19 protein-coding genes are annotated in these 21,141 nt (G+C 58.2%); 8 read left to right on the plus strand and 11 right to left on the minus strand.

Features of this window, described 5'->3' with window-relative positions:
• Positions 1–7 precede the first annotated feature (7 nt).
• Entirely contained in the window at positions 8–1,765 is a 1,758-nt protein-coding gene (locus CHU70_RS07605; RefSeq protein WP_147719128.1) for an ABC-ATPase domain-containing protein, read from the minus strand.
• 142 nt (positions 1,766–1,907) lie between these two features.
• On the opposite strand from CHU70_RS07605, the gene CHU70_RS07610 reads away from it, so the two are divergent.
• Positions 1,908–3,233 carry an MFS transporter gene (locus tag CHU70_RS07610; protein WP_242451372.1) on the plus strand — a complete coding sequence of 442 codons (1,326 nt, stop codon included), beginning with the start codon at positions 1,908–1,910 and terminating at the stop codon, positions 3,231–3,233.
• Here the strand turns inward: CHU70_RS07610 and CHU70_RS07615 are convergent.
• Complete coding sequence (locus CHU70_RS07615; RefSeq protein WP_016422338.1) at positions 3,230–4,264, minus strand: NADP-dependent oxidoreductase; 1,035 nt, start codon at positions 4,262–4,264, stop codon at positions 3,230–3,232. The genes CHU70_RS07610 and CHU70_RS07615 overlap by 4 nt on opposite strands.
• 170 nt (positions 4,265–4,434) lie before the next feature.
• Positions 4,435–5,031: an HD domain-containing protein gene (locus CHU70_RS07620; RefSeq protein WP_070866550.1), complete on the minus strand. Its 597-nt coding sequence runs from the start codon at positions 5,029–5,031 to the stop codon at positions 4,435–4,437.
• Positions 5,032–5,088: 57 nt separating this feature from the next.
• Here CHU70_RS07620 and CHU70_RS07625 point away from each other — a divergent pair, with 57 nt between their 5' ends.
• The 3 genes from CHU70_RS07625 (at position 5,089) to CHU70_RS07635 (ending at position 8,243) form a co-directional block, all read left to right on the plus strand.
• On the plus strand, positions 5,089–6,183 hold the full coding sequence (locus CHU70_RS07625; RefSeq protein ID WP_147739792.1) for a trimeric intracellular cation channel family protein: 1,095 nt from the start codon (positions 5,089–5,091) through the stop codon (positions 6,181–6,183).
• Between the two features lie 15 nt (positions 6,184–6,198).
• Positions 6,199–7,494: an alpha/beta fold hydrolase gene (locus CHU70_RS07630; RefSeq protein ID WP_070429480.1), complete on the plus strand. Its 1,296-nt coding sequence runs from the start codon at positions 6,199–6,201 to the stop codon at positions 7,492–7,494.
• 104 nt (positions 7,495–7,598) lie between these two features.
• Positions 7,599–8,243: a bifunctional 2-polyprenyl-6-hydroxyphenol methylase/3-demethylubiquinol 3-O-methyltransferase UbiG gene (locus tag CHU70_RS07635; RefSeq protein ID WP_069359606.1), complete on the plus strand. Its 645-nt coding sequence runs from the start codon at positions 7,599–7,601 to the stop codon at positions 8,241–8,243.
• A gap of 7 nt (positions 8,244–8,250) precedes the next feature.
• On the opposite strand, the gene CHU70_RS07640 is transcribed toward CHU70_RS07635, so the two are convergent.
• The 8 genes from CHU70_RS07640 to arsC form a co-directional block, all read right to left on the minus strand.
• Positions 8,251–10,077 carry an amino acid ABC transporter ATP-binding/permease protein gene (locus tag CHU70_RS07640; protein ID WP_070429479.1) on the minus strand — a complete coding sequence of 609 codons (1,827 nt, stop codon included), beginning with the start codon at positions 10,075–10,077 and terminating at the stop codon, positions 8,251–8,253.
• Between the two features lies 1 nt (position 10,078).
• Positions 10,079–11,797 carry an ABC transporter ATP-binding protein gene (locus tag CHU70_RS07645; RefSeq protein ID WP_242451373.1) on the minus strand — a complete coding sequence of 573 codons (1,719 nt, stop codon included), beginning with the start codon at positions 11,795–11,797 and terminating at the stop codon, positions 10,079–10,081.
• A 117-nt stretch (positions 11,798–11,914) separates the two neighbouring features.
• The gene (locus CHU70_RS07650) at positions 11,915–12,940 is read right to left on the minus strand and encodes an ABC transporter substrate-binding protein (RefSeq protein WP_070439421.1); all 1,026 of its coding nucleotides are present in this window, start codon (positions 12,938–12,940) and stop codon (positions 11,915–11,917) included.
• A gap of 111 nt (positions 12,941–13,051) precedes the next feature.
• The gene (locus CHU70_RS07655; RefSeq protein WP_147719126.1) at positions 13,052–13,912 is read right to left on the minus strand and encodes an ABC transporter ATP-binding protein; all 861 of its coding nucleotides are present in this window, start codon (positions 13,910–13,912) and stop codon (positions 13,052–13,054) included.
• Positions 13,909–15,006, minus strand: coding sequence for an iron ABC transporter permease (locus CHU70_RS07660; protein WP_242451374.1), 1,098 nt, complete (start codon positions 15,004–15,006; stop codon positions 13,909–13,911). Before CHU70_RS07660 ends, CHU70_RS07655 begins: the two co-directional genes overlap by 4 nt.
• 142 nt (positions 15,007–15,148) lie before the next feature.
• Positions 15,149–15,316, minus strand: coding sequence for an antitoxin (locus CHU70_RS07665; RefSeq protein WP_016422348.1), 168 nt, complete (start codon positions 15,314–15,316; stop codon positions 15,149–15,151).
• Positions 15,317–15,472: 156 nt separating this feature from the next.
• On the minus strand, positions 15,473–16,867 hold the full coding sequence (locus CHU70_RS07670) for an MFS transporter (protein ID WP_147719124.1): 1,395 nt from the start codon (positions 16,865–16,867) through the stop codon (positions 15,473–15,475).
• Between the two features lie 197 nt (positions 16,868–17,064).
• Positions 17,065–17,409 (minus strand): arsenate reductase (glutaredoxin), encoded by a 345-nt coding sequence (arsC, locus tag CHU70_RS07675; protein WP_147719123.1) that lies wholly within the window; start codon positions 17,407–17,409, stop codon positions 17,065–17,067.
• Between the two features lie 275 nt (positions 17,410–17,684).
• On the opposite strand from arsC, the gene CHU70_RS07680 reads away from it, so the two are divergent.
• The 4 genes from CHU70_RS07680 to CHU70_RS07695 are packed head-to-tail and all read left to right on the plus strand — an operon-like array spanning position 17,685 to position 21,138.
• Positions 17,685–18,815, plus strand: coding sequence for a metal ABC transporter substrate-binding protein (locus CHU70_RS07680; RefSeq protein WP_070827871.1), 1,131 nt, complete (start codon positions 17,685–17,687; stop codon positions 18,813–18,815).
• A gap of 23 nt (positions 18,816–18,838) precedes the next feature.
• The gene (locus CHU70_RS07685) at positions 18,839–19,507 is read left to right on the plus strand and encodes a metal ABC transporter ATP-binding protein (RefSeq protein WP_222865490.1); all 669 of its coding nucleotides are present in this window, start codon (positions 18,839–18,841) and stop codon (positions 19,505–19,507) included.
• Entirely contained in the window at positions 19,497–20,327 is an 831-nt protein-coding gene (locus CHU70_RS07690; protein ID WP_049189327.1) for a metal ABC transporter permease, read from the plus strand. Before CHU70_RS07685 ends, CHU70_RS07690 begins: the two co-directional genes overlap by 11 nt.
• Complete coding sequence (locus CHU70_RS07695) at positions 20,320–21,138, plus strand: metal ABC transporter permease (protein ID WP_049189328.1); 819 nt, start codon at positions 20,320–20,322, stop codon at positions 21,136–21,138. Before CHU70_RS07690 ends, CHU70_RS07695 begins: the two co-directional genes overlap by 8 nt.
• Positions 21,139–21,141: the final 3 nt, after the last annotated feature.

Here is a 21,141-nt window from a genome sequence, read left to right on the forward strand (position 1 = left end):
CGGGCTCCTACCGCAAGAGCCGAAGCCTGTTGATTGCCGCCGCCACCTCCTGGAAACGAGGCTCGGCCAGATGACCAGAATTGGTAGACGCAGCTGCCGCGTCGAAGAGCGAATGACAAAAGTTGTCGTACTCGTGCTGGATAAGCTCGGTGAGGTCAGTACGCCCATCGAGCTGTTTTACGACGGCACCCAGAATCCTGGCAATGGCTTCTGTTTGGGAGGAATCCATCAATTGACTGATAGCGCGCAAGTCAAGATTGTCCTTGCCCACCTGAATCAGCTCGAGTCCACGAGCACGCGGTGGCTTAGGCGGTTTCGCACCGCGGCCACGACTATTACGCCTGCCGCCGCGTCCGCCGCGGTGACCGCCACGTCCGCGACCACCACGGCTCTCACCGACAGGGAAGTCTGCCTGCAGTAAGCGCTCACCAATTTGCGCAAAAGCTGGCGAAGGTGCAGCCGGAGTGGCAGATTCGCGGAGCTCACGGGCGCGCTCGGTGACGTCGTAAGGCGTGTACGCATCCATAGCAATCACGGTGTCCGCGACATCGATGAAAGCACCAGAACCACCCGCGACGATGACCGTGGAGATCCCGTGGTTCTCCCAGAGCTCGCGGACCCGTGCGACCAGTGGAGTAATCGGCTCCCGGTCATCGGGGATGAGTCGGCGCATGCGCTCATCGCGAATCATGAAGTTGGTCGCGGAGGTGTCCTCATCGATGAGCAGCACTCGAGCACCGGAACCCAGCGCCTCCATCAGACCCGCAGCTTGGGAGGTCGACCCCGATGCGTTCGCCGTGGAAAACCGGGTCGTGTCATCACCGGAGGGAAGACCGTTGATAAACGGTGAGATATCCACACCAGTGATGGCCCGGCCGTCCTCGGCACGCAGCGCAACCGCAGTTTCGTCGGCGACGACAAACTCGCGGCCATCGCCAGCAACATGGTTATAAACACCCGTGACCAGAGAGGACAGCAATGTGGACTTGCCGTGGTAGCCACCGCCGACAATCAACGTCACGCCCCGCGGAATGCCCATGCCGTGCACCGTTTTACCCGATGGCAGCTGAAAACTGTGCTGCAGCGATTCGGGCGAGGTAAACGCAGTCGCACCGGGCTTCGGCAGCTGGCTATTGCCCGCCTGACGGGGCAACACCGACCCGTCTGCCACAAACCCAATCAGGTCCGCGTCCGCCACCGCACGGCGTAAAAAGAGCTGGTCATACTCTAATTCCGCGGCTTCCTCGAGCGCATCGATGGGTGCGTTCACGATGGCGTCGTCAAGCGCGTCCAACAAATCCTCACAGATCAGACGCGCTGCCTCACGGCCGAGAATGCGTCGGCCGCGGGCGGGCAGTTGGATTTCCAGGCAGATCTGGAGGGCATCATCATGCTTATCGACGTCGTGCGCATCCCCACGGAGCTCAGCGACAGCTGCTCGACGCAAAACCTGCTGACCTGGGGAATCGATGAACAGTCCGCGTCCATACTTCTTAAACGCGCGCACGAGGCGACGGTTCAATAAGTCGAGCTCTGCCGTGCTGAACCTGCCCGGTTGTGCGCGGGATGCGCCGCGATAGTCCAGCACTGATAGCGGAATGTGGACTCGTGCCCGAGATGCTGGGGCGTAGGGGTCGGACTGGACCTTGTCGATGAACAGCGTCGCGTTCAGGTCCGGCAGGTCGTGGGAGCCACGAAGAGATTTGTATGCACCGTAGCTCTTGCCATCGAGGTTGGAGAGACGTCGATAAAGGTCAGCGGGCATATTGCTACTTTCGTTGGAGATGTTAGGTGTTCTTCCCGCGAGTGTAGCGGCAGAGAGGACAGGCGCGATTCATTCTTCGATTAGCCTGGGCAGACGGTCGCGTGCGGTAGCGCCGTTGCTACAGGCAGGTAGCGTGAAAGGCATGACTGATAGCTCGGAAGATGCCAAACCCACGGACGCAGGAGACAACCCAGAGCTAGTGCAGAAACATGCCCGCTCGAACGCCAAGCGCTATGTCTGGGCGAACGGTCTGCAGAATATCGGCGACCAGATTGTGGCAGCCAAGACGTTGCTGCCATGGTTGCTGCATTCTGCTGGTGCGCCGGGCTTCTTCATCGCCATGCTTGTGCCGGTGCGCGAGTCTGGCTCGATGCTTCCGCAGGCTGCGCTCACCCCGTGGGTGAAGTCTCGCCCGCGCCGCACCACCGTCTGGATCGCTGGCGCGTTGGGGCAAGCGGTCGCGGCAGCGCTGATTGGTCTGGCGGCGTTGTTCCTGGAAGGCACCGCGCTCGGTGTCGCTGTCATCATCGCGCTTGCAGGCTTTGCGACGGCCCGAGCCCTGTGCTCGATGGCCTCGAAGGATGTTCAGGGACGCACGATTCCGAAGGGACAGCGCGGGCAGATTAGTGGCCGAGCTGCGATGTTGGGCGGTGTCGCCGCAATTATTGTCGGTGCGGTGTTGTGGATCATCCGCGACAACGTCACCAAACCAATCGTGGCGGGCCTCATTTTTGTTGCGGCACTGTCGTGGGTGGTTGCGGTTGTGATTTTCCGGGGAATTGTTGAGCCCACAAACGAGGGGGACAAGGAAGAACCGAATAAAACCTGGTGGAAGGACACCTGGCGGCTCTTTGCAGAGGATAAAAACTTTCGTGACTTTGTGATTGTCCGAAGCCTCTTGCTGGTCACAGCACTGTCCACGTCGTTCATTGTGACCCTAAGTGCACAGGTGGGTGCTGACCTGGAAGCCGCTGATGGTGGTGGCGGGGGAGTAAGCGCCAACGTTGGTATCTTCATGCTCGCCGCCGGGTTCGCCTCTTTGGTTGGTGGAAAAGTCGCGGGAATCTGGTCGGATAAATCCTCGAAGAAGGTCCTGACCTACTCTTCGCTGGTCGGCTCGATTGTTCTTTTCCTGCTGGTCGCCAGTGCGCACTGGCTTTCCACCAGTGCCAATGCCTGGATTTTCCCACTCGGTTTCTTCGCAATGTCGGTCGTCCACGCGGGTGTTCGCGTGGCTCGTTCGACCTATGTTGTGGACATGGCAGAAGGCGACAAGCGCACCGAGTACGTCGGAGCGGCCAACACCATTATGGGTGTTGTCCTGCTCATCGTCGGTGCGTTGTCAGGTGTTATTGCCAGCTTCGGTCCCGCGGCGGCTTTGATCTTCCTGGCGCTGATGGGACTGGTCGGTGTCGCTATGTCGAGCAGGCTGAAGGAAGTCTCGGCGCCCCACAAGACAGTTATTTAGAACTCTACGACCATCTTGCCGGTATTGCCTCCGCTAAACAGCTCGAGGAATGCAGCTGGCATGTTCTCGATGCCGTGACGAGTGGTGACATCGTAGGCGACCTTGCCACTGACCACGAGCGGAGCCATTCGCTCCTGGAATTCACCTGCCAGGTGCAGGTACTTTCCCAAGACGAAGCCGCGCAGAGTAATGCACTTGCCAATCGCTAGAGCCAAGTTACGTGGTCCGGTCGGAGCTCCAGTGTTGTTGTACTGGGAGATTGCGCCACACATAGCGACACGGCCAAAGGTGCGCATCGCGCCGATGGCTGCCTCGAGATGGTCGCCACCGACGTTGTCGAAGTAGAAGTCGATGCCCTCCGGCGCTGCCTGTGCCAGCTGTTCTGCAACCGGGCCGTCGTTGTAGTTGAAGGCGGCATCAAAGCCGAGTTCGAGTAGGCGCTCAACCTTTTCGTCCGAGCCGGCGGAACCAATGACACGGGATGCGCCCATCTGCTTGGCAAACTGACCAGCAGCCGAGCCGACCGCACCAGCAGCGCCAGAGATAAAGACGACGTCGCCTTCCTTCATCTCTCCGACAGCAGTCAGGCCAACGTAAGCAGTAAGGCCAGTAAGACCAAGGATGCCCAGGTAGGCAGCAGCCGGTGCAACGTTCAGGTCAACCGGTGTTGCCTCGGAATCGGCAATAACAGCATTGGTCTGCCAGCCATAAGAGTGGCGGACAGCGTCGCCAACCTGGAACTTATCCGACTTGGACGCAAGGACAGTGCCCACAGCGCCGCCAGTCATTGGCTGGTCAAGCTGAAAAGGAGGAACGTACGACTTGGTGTCGTTCATACGGCCACGCATGTAGGGATCGACGGTAGCGACCGAGTTGGCTACCAAAATGTCGCCGTCGTTAAGCTCTGGCAAATCGACGGTCTCGAGGCGGAAATTCTCGTCAGTCGGCAGGCCAGTCGGGCGGGAAGCCAGAACCCACTGCTGAGTGGTAGTGGGCAGTTCGGTTGTGGACGATGCATCAGTGGAAGTCAATGTTTTCTCCTCTTGCGTATTCCTGGACTTAATTTCGGATTTATTGTCGCGCGGCATCAATAACGGCATCAATATCTGAGCCACGTAGGCTGCCACTGTACCGTCGCTTGAGTGCTCCGGGCTATGCCTGGATATGTTTTTATAGTTTAAAGCGATTGGGAAATCGCAGGTTAAGTCTCCTGTACCCAGGAATCGAGTCGCTCAATTAGAACGTCCAAGTCGTCCAACAGAGGCATGTCGGGCAGTCGTTCGGCTACTACGTTGCGGACATTCGTGTACCACCACAATTGCTGGCTCGGAGTTGAACGAAAGCGTTTCCACAGGGCGTGGCCATTGCGGTCCAAATCCTCCAGAGTTTGGCTGAGATTGTGGAACTTATCCGCGGCGGCCACGATGATTGACTCCGCGCTGCCACGAGAAAGTTGCTCCAGGTAGGCATCGGCACGCTCCTGCCAGGAGGGCAAGGAAGAATTTTTGGTGACACCCTCGACAATCTCAACTACTCGAAGCCCGAACTCATCTTTCATCTCGGCACGTGAGTAGTTTTCCGGCACGTCTTCCAAAATGTCGTGGAAGAGGGCTGCCAACAGCACGTCTTCGTCGTTAGTCACGCTCGCCGCAATCAACATCACCGCCATTGGATGGCTGATATAGGGAACGCCAGATCCCTTTCGGTAGTGCCCATCGTGCGCGCGGGAAGCAGTTGCGATGCCGCGCATGAGCCTGCCACTGGGGCGTGTCGAAGCAAAGGGGTTAGCGTTTTCCATGGGTATCCCGACCTTTCGTTGATGCTTGAAAAATAGCAGCGTCTAAGCTTGAACATCATGAACGTCGCAGAAGTAGATCCGCTCATTGAGTCGATGTACCAGTGGTCCGATGTCAGCGGTGTCCTGCTCATGGGCATCATCGGTGGCACCATCGCCCGGCAACGAGGCTACGACATCATCGGGTTCTTCTTTATTGCGCTGTTCTCCGCACTGGGCGGCGGCATGATTCGCGATGTTCTGATTAACCAGGGCACCGTCGCCGCAATGAGCCAGCCGGAGTACCTAATCCTGGCGTTTACTGGTGCGCTCATTGCGCGATTTTTCTATTTCAAAGGAAAGACCTGGGAATACGTTCAGGTCCACGGTGACGCTGTGGTCTCGGGACTCTGGGCAGCTACGGGAACGGTCAAAGGCGTCACGTATGGTCTGCCCATTCTGCCGTGCATCATGATGGGCGTTTTCACCGCCACTGGTGGTTCCATGATCCGCGACATTGTGACCGGGCGAGTACCCGCTGTTTTCGGCGGCAACCAGCCCACGGTCATCCCGGCCGTGGCTTGCGCGGTCATTGTCATCGGAGGCCACCATTTGGGATTTATGGCCGTGTCCATGGTCATTGGTCCTATCGTCAGCATCCTGCTTTCGCTGCTGGGGTACTGGGGTAATTGGCGAGTGTCGGCACACTCGGAGTGGGCGCCACTGAACGACACCGCGGCGCAGATTGCTGTCCTCGCTCGTCGTGCAGAGGGCAAGAGCCGCGAGGTGGGGCGGCGCTTCGAGCCAGCGCGCCTTCGCAGTTGGCGCCACCGTCAGATGGAAAAGGCGCTGCAGCGCCGCATTCAGGCTGAGGTCGACAGGGGAGTGTCGCGTTCCGACGCAGAGGCCAACGCGGAGGAATTCCTGGAGGAGTTCAATGCGGACTTCCCAGCGGATCTGGAAGTTCCGTCGGCACAACAGGAGACAGAGCAAGACGAAAGCGATGAATCCAACTTCGGTGTGGACCTATCCGGCGATTCCTATGACGATTACGGGGAAGATACTGCGCTGCGGCAGCGGGATTACCGGGAGATGTTGGATCAAATTCTTGCTGACGATGAGGCGACCGATTTGCTCGTCGCAAAGCTAATGAAGAAATACGACCAGCGGGATTAGAGGAGCGGTAGAGACATGGCATCGACGAGTATTGCAAGCAGGCATTTTGGGCACATTATTAAGGAACACGCCCTTGAGGTTCCCTGGGATCCTTTTACCGGGGCTGCGGATGCTGCGACATTTGAGCTCTTCGCAAGGGAGATCTATGCGCCAGGAAAAGAGGACGCGCCGGCAATTGTCTATTTGCAGGGAGGTCCAGGCTTCCCGGCACCGCGTCCAGTGAGCGCAAGCGGGGTAATTGGCGAAGCGCTGAAGGAATTCCGCGTGATTCTTTTGGATCAACGTGGCACGGGGCGCTCGCATCGAATTGATGCGGCCAATATTGCGGATATTCCGGCCGAGCGGCTTGCACAATTGCGTCAGGAATACATCGTCGAAGACGCGGAAGCATTGCGAAAGCATTTGAGCATTGCGAAATGGTCGCTGTATGGGCAGTCCTTTGGTGGTTTTTGCATTACTTCGTATCTCAGCCGCTATCCGAAATCCGTGGAGCACGCTTACCTCACAGGTGGTTTGCCCGTTCTGGACCGTGGCGCTGATGACCTTTATCGCACGACATATGGGAAGCTGCGCACCCGCCACGAGCGCTTTTATCGCGAGTATCCGTGGGCCGAAAACCGCATTCGAGAAATCTGCGCGCACCTGGAGCAATCTGCAGAAACTCTTCCCACAGGTGAGCGTCTGAGTTCTCGCCGATTCCGAACCATCGGAATTGAATTGGGTCGTGGAGATGGATTCCACAATCTGGCGTATTTGTTGGAAGAGCCATTCCACATTCGCAATGGTGAAAAGCAATTGCGCACTGATTTCCTAGTCGATGTCGGATCCCGCGTGAGTTTCGCCGACGGTCCGCTATACGCCGCGATTCACGAATCCATTTATGGTGGCGTCGGAAACCAGCCCACAACTAATTGGGCAGCTCACCGTATTCGCGAGGAAATCCCAGGTTTTGAAGAAAAGGCCAATCCTGCAGGAGACGAGCCGTTCTACCTCACCGGTGAGCACGTTTTCCCCTGGCAATTCGACGAGGACCCCGCGCTCGTTCCTTTCAAGGAAAAGGCGGAAGCATTTGCGCAGCACACCTGGGAAAGCTCGCCGTATGATTCCGCACGCTTGCTTGCCGACGCCCCAACCTCGGCAGCCGCGGTTTACCTCGACGATATTTTCGTGCCGTTCGAGTACTCCATGGAGACAGCCAACTGCTACCGGGACCTGCGGCCACATGTGACCAATGCATTCCAGCATGACGGTATTCGCCACGACGGCGCGGCCATCTTCGCGCGGCTCCGCGAGCTCGTCGAGGATCACTAGGATGCCAGTTTGCCGGTGGAGATTCTCTCCCCGTAGAACTTCAAACCTCCGCAGAACCTCATGTAGTCCAGCATTGCCTCTCGGTGCCGTCTATCCTGGTGAGCATGTCGACAGCAGAGTTCTGGGATGGGAAATTCACCGCAGATCGCGAGGCCGCAAGTGACGGTTCGCCCTCTTTCTTTGGCGGCGAACCGAATCCGACAATCGCGCAGCATGTTGAGGTAATCCGGAAAGGTTTCTCCGACCCCTCACGTGCGCTCGACCTAGGCTGTGGCCGTGGCCGTCACACGGTGTGGTTAGCCAGCCAGGGCTGGGATGTCACCGGCATGGATTTCTCCAGCGTCGGGCTCGAACACACTGGAGCCGCGTTGGCAGCTGAAGGGCTCTCTGCGAACCTGGTCCAGCAAGACTTAACAGACTGGCAGCCGGAAGCAGGAAGCTTTGAGCTGGTAGTCGCCGCATTTATTCACCTGCCGCGCAGGGACAGGGAGAACCTCTGGCGAGCCGTCGCTGAGGCTCTCACTCCGGGTGGCTACTTTGTCTCAGTCTCACACCATCCGGACAACGAAGTCCACGGCCCGGGAGACCCCGAGCTGCTCTACAGCGCGGATGAGGTCACTGATTTCTTTGCGCACGAGCCGCAGAGTCTCGAAGCGGTGGTGGCGCAGCGTGACGTCGTCAAGCAAATCGATGGCAAGAACGTTGTCGACACCGTGGTGGTGCTGCGGAAGACCTGCGCGGAGAGCTAGAAGGAGCCTAGACCTCGGCGCGCGCAAGTCGAGCAAATGCGCCGTCTGCGTTCAGGAGGTTGTCATACGTGCCGCGTTCGATGAGCTGGCCGTTTTCGATGACCAGGATGTCATCGGCCTCGGCCAGTGTCTGAAGTCGGTGCGCAATAAAGATGCAGGTCGCTCCACATGCGCGGGCATTGTCCACGATACGAGCCTGCGTCAGTGGATCCTGGTGGCTGGTGGCTTCGTCGAAAATAACAATCTTTCCGGCGAGGTGTGCAGCGAGGTCATTGGGCTTAGTGCCGTCGGCTAGTACCGCGCGTAAGTAGGTGCGGGCCAGCGCCAGACGTTGACGCTGACCACCGCTGAGCCGCTGCGCGCGGCGGCCAATGGGCCTGTCCAACGGCATCTCAGCAGGGTTGATGGCGGCGAGTTCGAGCGCCCAGTGCATCAGTGATTCGGGAACCTCGCAGCCATCAGGCGCGCCGAGACATAGATTCTCAGCGATGGTGGCCTCCATGAGAAAGGGATTCTGATCTGCGACAACAACCGTTCGGCAGACATTGGTTGAGCCGAGGTCACGGGCATTGTGGCCATTGATGATGACCTCGCCGACATCCGGATCGACATGCCGCTGGATTAGCCGGGAGAGTGTGGACTTGCCCGAACCAGTTGGGCCGACCACACCGATGAACTGGCCTGAGGCAATGCGCAGATTGATCTTGGTCAGTGCAGGGTTATCGGCGCCAGGGTAGCGGTAGCTGACATCGCTCAGTTCGAGGGCAGGGACTGAGTCGCCGGAGTTGGCCCTCGCGGTCTGCGCGTGGTGCAGGTCCAGCGACTCCGGCTGCTTCGGCTCTTCCACAGTCGGCGGCTGCGCGGCCAGCTCCCTGATCCGAGTGACTGCATTGAGTCCCGCTGGCAGAGAAGATGCCAGGCGCTCGATCGAATCCATTGATGAAGCAGTTCCCGCCACCAGGGACGTCGTCACCAAAACAGCAGGGAGCATACGGTAGTCGGCTGAAAGCGCCGGGATACCAGCACAAAAGACGGCAATGCTGCCACCCCAAATCCGAAGTCCGGTCGCGCCAGAGCGCAGTCCAGCCCGCTTGCCGCCTGCACGCATTTTCTGAGCAAGCTGTTCATCGAGCTCACGCAATCCCCGCAGCCGCTGCTCGGCTGCGCCGTAGATGAGGATTTCCTCCCGAAGGCGCAGCGTATCGGCAATGTACTGCGCAATGTCCGTGCGTGTGGAGTTCGTTGCGGAAGCCTCCGTCGTCGCCTTCTTAGAGCCTGCGAGCGCAATCACAAAGCCAACCGCGAAGGTCAGCGTCAGAGCAATCGCAGGCAGGGCTCCGGCAGTCGATGCCGCTGTCACGACCGCCATCAGCGGAATCAGTACGGCCGTCACCGCGGGCGCAATTGTGTGCGCGAAGAAGACTTCCACTCGGTCAACATCACGAATCGCAATTGTGTGAATCCTGGCAGTACCCAGCCCATCGGTTACCGCGGGCGCCTGCGGGATAAGACGCTCGACGATCCACAGCCGCAGCTCGCCGAGCAGCCGAAACGCAGCCAGATGCCCGAGGTACTGCTCGACATACCGCAGAATCGCTTTCAACAGCGCCAGCCCTGCAACCACGCCAATGACCGCCCACGTCCACTGCATGCTCAAGCTTTGCGACGAGTCGGTTGCGTCCCACTTCGACAGCGCAATTGTGGCAATTGCCCAGGCGGGCACAGCCAGCATCAATGCACCCAGAATGTGCCCAGCCACGCGTGCGAGGATAGATGCACTGAGCGCTCCGCGAGCCTGTGCGGAAAAGCGCAGCAACCAGATGATGTTGTTCATGTCAGCTCTCCTCGGTCAGCGCTCGTGCGTAATACTCATTGCTTGTGCTCAGTTGGTCGGGTTTGCCCGCAGCCACGACCCGGCCTTCGGCGACGACAATGACCAGATCAACGTCCGATAGCGCTTCCATGCGGTGAGCGACCATGATGCTCGTTCGTCCTTCAGCAAGGCGGGTCAAGGACTCCTTGATGAGACCTTCCGTCCGACGATCGATGTCCGCTGTCGGCTCGTCGAGAAGCACAATCGGAGCGGCGCCGAGCAGACCACGCGCAATGGCCAGGCGACGTCGTTGCCCGCCTGAGAGCCAATTGCCCTGATCGCCGACCTCCGAATCGAGACCACCAGGGCGCTGCTCGATTTCGGTGAGTAAGTGCACGTCGCGAAGTGCTTTTCGCATATCGACGGCCGTTGCGTCCGGGCATGCGATGCGAAGATTGTCCGCGACGGTGGTGCCGAAAATGGCTGGCTGCTGGGAGATGAGCAGCGAGTTGGCGAGCAACTCCGGGGTCGAAAGCGCGTGGCCGTCGAGGCAGACTTCCCCGGAATGCGGCTGCAGGCCTGCGAGTACACGCAGGAGTGTGCTCTTTCCGGAACCGCTGGGGCCAACGATGCCGACTCTGCTGCCGGCTGGAATTGTCAGGTTAATATCGGAGAGAATGCGCTTTTCGCCGATGTCAACGCTCAGATCGCGGAGGGAAATCTCCGGTGCGTGCGGTGCGGTGGCTTTGGTGGAATGCGCTGTTCCGGCTGTGAACGCTTCAGCGGCAGGCTCGCCGAATACCTCCACAATTCCATTTCGATGCGTGCGACCGCCGAGTCCGATGTAGAAAGTGCGGCCGACGCGATTAACGGGCTCATAGAGCAGAACGGATAGGAAAACACCTGCGAGGGCTGTGCCAACGCTGATTGCATCTGCCTGCAAACGCAGCAGGACAAGGCCGATTGCTGTAGTCGACATTGCAATGCCAAAAACCGCGTCGTTGACAATGATCATCAGCTGATTGCGGGCGAGCAGGGCGGTGAGCTCAGACATCGCAGTGCGAGTTTGGCTGGCAAAACGTGCCATGACTCGATCAATTGCTCCAAGAACTTTGAATGTTCCCAGCCCTTCGAGCATCTCCAAGTAGGCATGCGTGGCCTTCGCTTGCTTTCGGCGATACGTCGCATTGGATTTCCGCAGAATCTTTCCAGCGCCAATAATGATCAACGGCGTGAAAATGAAAAATAGTGCCAGCCACAAGGCGGTTTTCGTATCCACCCACAAAGCCCACACCGCCAAAATGATCAGTGGAGCACTAAACGAGGCCAACGTGGGAGCGAGAAATGTCGCTCGGTAATTCGCGGTCTGTTCGACGCTTGTGGTCGCGGCATCGAAGAGTAGGCCTTCGCCTGTGTTGGACGCGCTTCGGTGTGCGTGACCAGCTTTCCCTGCGCCGTGCCCTCTTCCATGCGCGTGCTTCGGGGCTTGTTCAGGAGCGGAAAACTCCGGCTTCAGCACACTGCCAACCACATGTGAGCGCCACAGCTTTTCCTGCTCGCCAGCAAGCCGTGGTGGCAATGCCTCGGTGACATAAGCACAGAGGCTTCCCAGAATGACCGCCACAATTGCAGCGGACAGGGATTCATGAAGTCCCCACTGCCCAAACCAGTTGCCGCCACTGGTGTCTGCGACACCGCCGTACAAACTGCTGAGAGCATCGAGCGTGTATCCAAGAGACACGGCGCTGAGAGCGAAGAAAAAGCTGCGCCCCCAGCTGGATAACAAAACCCAGTGCATTCGGCGGGGTGGGGAAGTCAGTGCTTCATGAATCCACATAGCGACGTGAAAACCTATTTTCTATTTAGCCAGTGCGTCAGCGATCTCACGCAGTCCATCGGGCATGTGCATTCCGGCGGTGCCAGAGGTCGTCTTCGCATCAATTAGTTGCACTCGATCATTCTTGACCGCAGCGACGTCGGCAAGCGCCGGATTATCCAGCAACTCCTGGAATGGAGCCTTGCCCTGGCCGTGGAAATCCTGAATCAAAATGACATCCGGATTCAGCTGCACAATTGTTTCCGGATCAGCGGGAACGGCACCCGGGCGCTTACCCTTTGGCGAAATCGGCTCGCCACCGGCCAGCTCAACGAGATTCGTCGTCGCCGACTGCATGCCCATAATCATCTTCTGACCACCGCGGGCAAACAGGACCAGCGTCTTTGGCTTAGTTGTGGAGTCAATTTCCGAGAGAATCTCTTCGGTTTCCGATTCAATCTTGGCAACCATCTCGGCCGCCTTATCTTCGGCTCCGAGCAACTTGCCGAGTTTGGTCACCGACTCTGCCAGCGCCTTCGGCGAGGCGAAATCACTGCTGGCAAACGCCGCGGTCGGAACATCGCTGGCACCCAGCAGCTCACTTGCCGACTGCTCCTGATCATGGCGGCTGGTCATCAACACCATGTCCGGCTCATAGGACAGAATCTGCTCCGGATCCGGCTTCGTGGAGTTGGCAATCGCGTTAGGCACCTGACGCGCCAGCTCAACCTGATTACCCGAGCTCTCATCGAGCGCATTCTTCGTCACGGCTACGACACGCTCTGGCCCAACCAGTTCCAACGCCAGATCCGCAACCTCGGTCGACAGTGCAACGATGCGCTTCGGCTGACTCTGCACCGTAACGTCGTGATCGCCGACGGTCACAGTACGCGGCCACTGCGCCTGCTGGTTTGTCGAAGTTTCGCTTGACGACGACTGCTGCGCCGTCTCCTCCGAGGAAGAACAAGCGACCACCGCAGCGAGGGGGAGTGCTGCAATCAACGGCAGAGTGACGGCCTTTTTAGAGTTTCGCTTCAAGGCAGAGATAGGAGAAGTTGGTGAAAACACGAAAGTACTTCCTTGAGTGTTGAGTTTTGATTGTTGGGGAGTTTTCGGTTGCGTTGGTGCTAGCTGGAATCAGACAGTGTGAGTCAGACAGTCTGAAACAGCCAACTGCAATCAGTCAGCCGGGCGAGCCCGAGCCAACGCCGTCACTCGCACCGAACCGGTATGTGGATCGGTATCGACAGCGCTGGAGATGCGATAAATCGCATCTATTCGGGGAGGCGTCAGCACTTCTTCGGCGGAACCAGTGACTTCCAATCCGCCGTTGTGAATCACACTGAGCCGGTGGCAGCTGCGGGCCGCGAGGTTGAGGTCATGAAGGACGACTCCGATACCGTGGCCCTCGTCGGCAAGCTCGCCGAGCAGCTCGAGGATTTCCAGCTGAAACCCGATGTCCAAGGCCGCAGTGGGTTCGTCGAAAAGCATGACCTTGGCCTGTTGTGCCAATAGTTTTGCGATGAACACCAATTGCCGCTGCCCGCCGGACAGAGCCGTGATGGGACGGTCGGCGAGTGCGGTGACACCAACGCGGTCGAGGGCGTAAGCGACGATATCGTGATCCGTGGAGTTTAGTGAGCTGCGGAAACGGTCACGCCGACGGTGGTGCGCGTACCTGCCGAGTGCCACGACAGTTCGAACGTCAATAGCGGCATCGGCCGGTGTGTGCTGCGGCAGGTACGCCAACCGGGTGGCGCGTTCGTGGGCACGAAGCTTCGTCAGCGGCGCACCGAGGAGCTCAACCTGCCCCGAACTCGGTGTCACAATGCCCGCCATAGCACGGAGCAAGGAGGATTTTCCGGTGCCGTTGGAGCCGATGATGCCGTGGACTTCGCCAGGTCGAATAGCGAGGTTCACGCCACTTACGACGGTCCGATTGCGGTAACCGACACTGAGGTCGGTAGCCCGCAGCAGCGCGGTGTTGTCGGCGTCTGGCTTAGTGACGTGGTCGCTGAGGTTTTGTGTCTGCTTGCTCATGACTGGCGGCCACCTTGCCGAAGAATCAACGCGAGTAGCGCAGGTGCACCAAGGAACGCGGTGACTGTGCCAGTTTGCAGTGCAACTGGGGAAAAGAGACTGCGGGCGACGAGATCGGCGAGAATGAGAAACACTGCGCCGAGGCACATAGAAATGGGCAGCAGACTGCGGTGATCGGGGCCGATGGCAAGGCGAATCAGGTGCGGGACGACCAATCCGACAAAGGAAATAACGCCAGTGACAGCGACGCCCGCTGCCGTGACTAACGCAGCCAGGGCGAGCAGCAGTTGCCGGATCCACACTGTGCGCATACCAGTGGCAGCGGCCTGTTCTTCGCCGAGGAGGAACAGGTTGAGTTCGGGAATGAGCATCATCAAGATAACCGTGCCGACGGTAATGGGGCCGACTGCCAGTGCAATGTCCTGCCAATTCGAAGCAGTTAAATCGCCGTTGAGCCAGAACATGGCCTGTTGAGCGTCATCGCTGTGTGGCGCGTTCGCGATGGTGGCGGAGATGACTGCGCCGAGGAACGCGTTGAGTGCAATACCGACGAGCAACAGGGTGGCTCCACTGCCGCCATTGAGACCGGCGACGATTTGGACAAATATGACAGCCAGCAACGCGCCTATGAATGCGCCAGCCGAAAGAACCCACGGTGCTTTCGCGGCCACGCCAGTGACGATGAGAATGACGGCTACCACTGCTGCACCGGAGGAGACACCGGTAACACCGGGTTCGGCCAGCGGATTGCGAAAAACTGCCTGCATGGTTGCACCTGCGACAGCGAGCGAGGCGCCGACCAGTCCCGCAAGGAGGACACGGGGCAGCCGGATGCTCCAGACAAGTGATTGCGTGGCAGGGGATATCTCTGGCAGAAGGTGGTTGAGAGCCGGGAGGTCGTCGGAAAGCGTATTGATGAGCGGGGTGAGCAGTGCGATGATGCCGTTGCTCAAACCTGTTCCCGCGGGGCCGATGGAGATCGCCAGGAGGATTGTGGCGGGGACGGCCAGGAAAAGTAGAAAGCCGAAGAGCCGGGCTCGAAGTTTTTGTTTTCGAGTGCGCGGAAGAGAAGCTCTATCGACAATAGTTTTCACTTGGTTAATGATGGACAATTTGAAAATAATTGTCAATAAAGGCGTGTCGGTGGGGCTGTGAGGTCCCCTAAGAACAGCAAAACCCCGCACCAGCTCCCTTGTGAAAACAGGGTGCTAATGCGGGGTGAAGAAGCTCTGTAGCTTACTTCTTGTCGCCCAGGCGCTCGTCTGCCATGTCGCGAACCTTCTTGATCTGGTCGGCCTTGTCCTCGCCGAGCTTGTCCTTGCCCAGCTGCTCAGCCTTGTCCAGAACCTTGTCGGTGTTCTCTTCGTTGCTCAGTGCTTCCTTGGCCTTGTCCATAAGTCCCATGGTGAAGACTCCTTCCATTTTTAATGTCTATTCGCGTTTTTTCGTTTGCGGCATAGAGTGTACCGATGAATTGGCGACGTTGCGACCGTTTTGGACTTACGGAGCGGATCCGGGATTCGACTGGCAACACCGTGACTGACGGCTATTGAGTGGCTATTAAGCTGTCTTGGTGCGGGCTTCATCTGCCTTGTGCATGACATCGCGCTCGTACTTGCCGACGAAGATCATGAGGACAAACGCAATAGCGACAACGCCAATGAGGGTTGCGAATGTGACATTCCAGCCTGCGAAGTCGATCAAGAGACCGACACCAGTGGAGGCGAGTGTTGCGCCGAGAAGGTAGCCAAACAATCCGGTGAAACCAGCTGCGGTTCCCGCAACATACTTAGGCGAGAGGTCGATGGCCTGCAGTCCGATGAGCATGATTGGGCCGTAAATGAGTGCGCCGATCAGGGAGATGAGCACATAGAACATCCACAATGGTGCCGTAGCGGGTAGCTGCCAGTATGCGAAAATGGTGATGCCGGTGCCGATCAGGAAGAGCATGCCGGCGCCTGAGCGCCAACCCTTGAAGACCTTGTCGGAGACCCATCCGCACAGCAGGGTGCCCACAATTGCTGCGCCCTCGTAGAGCATGAATCCGATGATTCCGCCCGTCACGTTGGTCTTGTGCAATTCGTTTGTCAGGTAAATCGGAATCCAGTTGAGAACGCCGTAACGAAGTGCGTAGACGAACACATTGGCCAGCGCCAACATGACGATAACCGGATTGGTAAGAACATGGTTCTTGACGATTGTGAACCAGGGTTCTTGTGCCTCGTCATTAGTTCCTTCGACCTTGTCTGGGTCGTTACGGTATTCCTCTACCGGAGGCAGTCCCATGGATTGCGGGTTGTCTCGAATCAGCAGGAATGCGATGGCAGCAATCACGAGCGCGACAATCGCCGGTAGCCAGAATGCGGGAGTCCAGTCGGCATCGGAAGTGGCGAACGAATGCAAGCCCCAGGCTGCCAGAGCACCGCCGACGGCGGCACCGACATTGTGGGCAGTGTTCCAGATCGACATCAAAGTGCCGCGCTCGGATGTCGAGAACCAGTGGACGACAACGCGTCCAGAAGGAGGCCAGCCCATGCCTTGGAACCAGCCATTGATGAACATGACTGTCGCGAAAATCGCAACAGAGGCACTAATCGCTGGGACGAACGCAACAAAGAGGTTTACGACCGCGGACAGTGCTAGGCCAAGCGGAAGGAAGTACCTGGCATTGGCCCTGTCGGAGAGCATGGCCATGAAGAATTTGGATAGGCCGTAGGAAAACAGAACCGCATTGGCTACGATGCCAATTCCGGCTGCGCCCAGTAGGTCGTGCTTTTCCAGCACGGCAGACACGAGGGGGATGTTATTTCTGATGAGGTAGAAGCCCGCGTAGCCGATGAAGATGCCCATGAAGACGTTGAACCGCCAGGTCCGGTAGGTCGGGGCGATCTTTTCCTCGGGAAGGGGAGCTGCTGGGCCGGGGGCGCTGAGCCAGCCGAGCCTCTGACTGCTCATGATGAGAGTCCTTTCGCTGAAGGCCGCCGTTGCCTCTAGCGCAACCTGTGCGGGTGGCTAGGGCAGCAGGCGGAGAGCTTTATCGTTTCAGCGGTGAGTTTACAGTGACTTCAGCCCCTGTTAATGGGTTGTTAACCTCCTGGTCTTGGAGGCCTGTGGAGGGGGTTGATGTAAAGGCGATTAACGCATGTCATTGGTTAGAGAATGTCGTTAATAGCCTCGGTGGGGCGCGCCATCCTTACCCCCTTATTGGTGACGACAAATGGGCGCTCAATTAGGCGTGGGTGCGCAACCATTGCGTCCAGAAGTTCCTCGTCGCTGGAGTCCTTGGAGAGTTCCAGTTCCTTGAACTCCGCTTCCTTGGTGCGCACGACATCGATGACGTTCAGGCCTGCCGCCTCGATTAGCGAGCGCAGCTCGGCCTTGGTTGGAGGAGTGTCTAGGTACTTGATGATTTCCGGCTCGATTCCGGCTTCGCGTAATACGGCGAGAGCCTGGCGGGACTTTGAGCAGCGGGGGTTGTGATAAATCTTCGCTTCCATGTCTCCATCATGGCTGATGTTGTGGCGTGAAGGTTGGCGCTGTGGCGTGACGGCCTGTGGATAGGGTTTGTTCAATGTTTATCCTTAAAAAATGTCATACCGAAAACACGTAAGTTCAATAGGTTGAAAATCGCTGTCGTTAGGTTTACTCTCACACGTGATAGATGAACGGCGAAGTGCGCCCCAACCGCCCCTAAGGTGACCCGATTTACTGAAGCGGCCGGTCAGCGTAGCCGTCGTAAAGCAGGAACAAACAATCAAGAGCGGACACCAACATGACAATTTCCGGAAAGCTTTCGCGATCAGCCAAGTCCATGTGTGTGGGCCTTTCGATTTTGCTAGCCGGCGCTGGCCTTGCAGCGTGTGGCGATAGCAGTGAGGGAGCCAGTGGCGAGAACCCAATCAACGTCGTGGCTTCCACGACGCAGATTTGTGATTACGTGAAGCAGCTGGACATCGATGAAGTGGATCTGACCTGCCTGTTGGCGCCGAATGCAACGGCTCATGAGTTGGAAATGACCCATGAGCAGCTGAGCAAGACTGGTAACGCGGATCTCTTGTTCGTCAACGGAGTCGATCTGGAGCACTTCCTGGACCAGGCGATTGAGTCCTCGGGCTTTTCCGGAACGATGGCAGTGACCAGTGGCGTTCTCACTGCAGGTGACGTAGATGCCATGAAGGCGGCCAAGGATATGGACAAAACCAAGCCACTGCCGCCAGAGAAGGCGAAGAATGGTAACTACACCATTGACCGAGGTGTGGAAAAGATTGATGTCTCCCCATGGCCATTCCCGCCGGAAGAGCCCGGTGAGGAGGCGGAATTTCGCTTCGATCCGCACGTATGGACCTCGCCTAAGAACGCCAAGATTCAGGTTGCCAACATCGGCTACGCCCTGGAAAAGGTCGCCGAGGAACGTGGTGACAATGAGCTGAAGTCCACCATCGCCGACCACGTTGCGGTCTACCAGGAGAAGCTGGATCAGCTGGATGAGTGGGCAAATAAGTCCATCGCCACTGTGTCGGACCCTGTACTGTTTACCAGCCACGACGCCTTTGGATACTTCTCCCACGAGTTCAATATCAACTTCATCGGCGCAGCGCTGTCTGATTTCAACGAGCAGCAGGATGCCACGGCCGCGCATATCGCCGAGGCGGCAAAGACCGTGAAGGACTCGGGTGCAACCGCGCTGTTTGCGGAAAACTCGAACAACTCGAAGTCAATTGAGGCGATTGCCAAGGCCGCGGGTGTCAAGGCCATCGTTGGTGAGGACGCACTCTACGGCGACTCGCTAGGTCCGGCTGGCAGTGATGGCGAGACCTACATCGGTTCCATCATCCACAACGTCACTCAGGTTGTGACGGCATGGGACGGAACTGTCGCGCCGCTGCCAGAGGGCATCAAGTGAGCGGTAACCACTTAGCCAACCCCATGTCTGCCGAGCCCATAGTCACGCTCCGCGATGCCTCATTCGGCTACACGGCGGTACCCATCGTCAATCACATCACCGCCAATGTCGCGCCGGGTACCGGGCTTGCACTCATCGGCGCCAATGGCTCTGGAAAAACGACCGTGCTGCGCGGAATCCTGGGTGGGACTCGTCTTCTCTCTGGTGAGATGCACAACAACGCGAAGATTGTGTCCTACGTCCCGCAGTCGGCAGACCTCGATCGCACTTTTCCTGTCACGGCGTTCGATGTCGTCGCCATGGGGGTGCTGCACGAACTGCGCCCCTTCCAACCGCTTGGACACCGCAAAGAACGCATCCACGCAGCGCTAGCCAAAGTCGGGCTTGCCGACCGCACCAGTGAACGTTTCGGCAACCTCTCCGGTGGTCAGCAGCAACGCGTCCTGTTGGCGCGCGCCATCGTCGCACGTCCGCAACTCGTGCTTCTCGACGAGCCGTTCAACGGCCTCGACACTGAAAATCGGGCGATGCTGCTGAATCTCCTCAACGAACTGAAGGAAAATGGCACGGCAATTATCGCGGCCACCCATGATCTCGTGCTTGCTGAGGACACCTGCGAAAACACATTAATCGTGGCAGAGCAGCCAGCTTTTGGTGCGACCTCGAAGTTGGTGCCAGCCTATGTGGACTGAGCTTGCGAATGAGCTTGGGGTAGCGCCTTTCATGTTCAGGCCACTAGTGCTGCTGATTGCCCTCGGGGCGGTCTCTGGCCTGGTCGGTGTCATCGTGAACCTGCGTGGCCTCGAGTTCAATGCCGAGGCCATGGTGCATTCGATTTTTCCCGGAATTGTGGCCGGTGCCGTATTCGGTGGCATCGACATGATTATCCCGGTGGCTGCAGCATGTGCGGTGGTAGTGGCAGTAGCACTGACCTTAGTATCGCGCTCGCACATGTCGGAAGCTGGAGTTGCAGTTGTACTGACCAGCTTCTTTTCCATCGGTGTGATTCTCTCGCTGAAGAAAGGTGACCAGTCAGGACAGCTGGAAGCGCTCATGTTCGGGCGACTGCTGGAAGTCACTGACTCCCGTCTCACCAGCGCCCTGATTGTCTGTGCCATCGCCTTGGTTCTTATCGCAGTGACCTGGCGCCGGCAGGTGTTTGTTGCCTTTGATCGCTTCGGTGCCAAAGCCGCAGGCGTCAATGTGTGGGGCATCGACCTCACCATTAACGCGGCGATTGCTGCGGTCGTGGTGTCGTCGGCAAGCGCTGTGGGCGTGCTGCTGGTAGTCGGATATCTGGTCGTGCCGGGAGCGGCGGCGAGACTGCTGACTCGCCGAGTTCATGTGATGGTGCCGATTGCGATTGCAGTGGGCTGCCTCAGCGGAATCGTTGGTTTGGCACTGGTGCCTTTGGGGCCGGTGTCGCCTCAGGCAGTCGTCGCGCTGACCTCGGTGGGACTGTATTTCATGGCACTGGGGCTGCGCGTCGTGCTGGGAGGAGACCGTGTCTAGCATCCTGATTTTGCCAATTATCGAACTGATACTGGTAGGAGCCCTGGCTGGAGTAGTTGGGGTGCTCGCGGTGCTGGGAAAACAAGTGTTCTTCGCAGAAGCGATTACACATGCGACTTTTCCCGGCGCGGTTGTGGGCGTTGTTATTGCGGCAGCGCTCGGCCTGAGCCACTCGTGGATTTCGGTGTTCCTCTTTATCGGAGCATTTCTGATGTGTATTCCGATTGGGGCACTGTTTGGTCTGTCAAAGGTGGGAACAACGTCCTCGGCGGCGGGAATTGTGCTGACATTTGGGTTCGCACTGGGCTACTTCCTGAACAAGTGGTTCGCCCCGTTGCCGGTGAAGGTTGAGAGTTTCCTGGTCGGCAGCGTACTCAACGTGAACAAGATTGATATTGCGCTGTCGGGTGGCCTCTTGCTGCTGGTGGCGTTGGTGCTGCTTGCTCGGTGGCGTCAGCTGATTTACTTCACCTTCGACCCGGAGTCTTTCGGAGTCGCGCATTCGAGGAGAAAAGCACAGCTGGTCATCAGCGGGCTAATCGTTCTGACTCTGGTGGCGCTGATTCCGGCTGTCGGCACGATTCTATCCATCGCGCTGCTAGCTGCCCCGGCAGCTGCGCTCGTTGGGGTAGTGAACGATACCCGTTTGCTATTCGTGTTGGCGCCATTGATGGGTATCGCGATTGGCCTGGTGGGGCTATTCATTGCGGTGGCGGCGAATCTGTCAGTTGGCGGCTGCATTGGCGTGTGCGCCGGCTGTTTCTATGTCCCCCTCAAGATTGCGGCAACACGCAATAACGCTAAAGTCTAAAGA

The organism is Corynebacterium sp. LK10, from assembly GCF_008042455.1.
In the GTDB taxonomy this organism is placed as follows: domain Bacteria; phylum Actinomycetota; class Actinomycetes; order Mycobacteriales; family Mycobacteriaceae; genus Corynebacterium; species Corynebacterium jeikeium_D.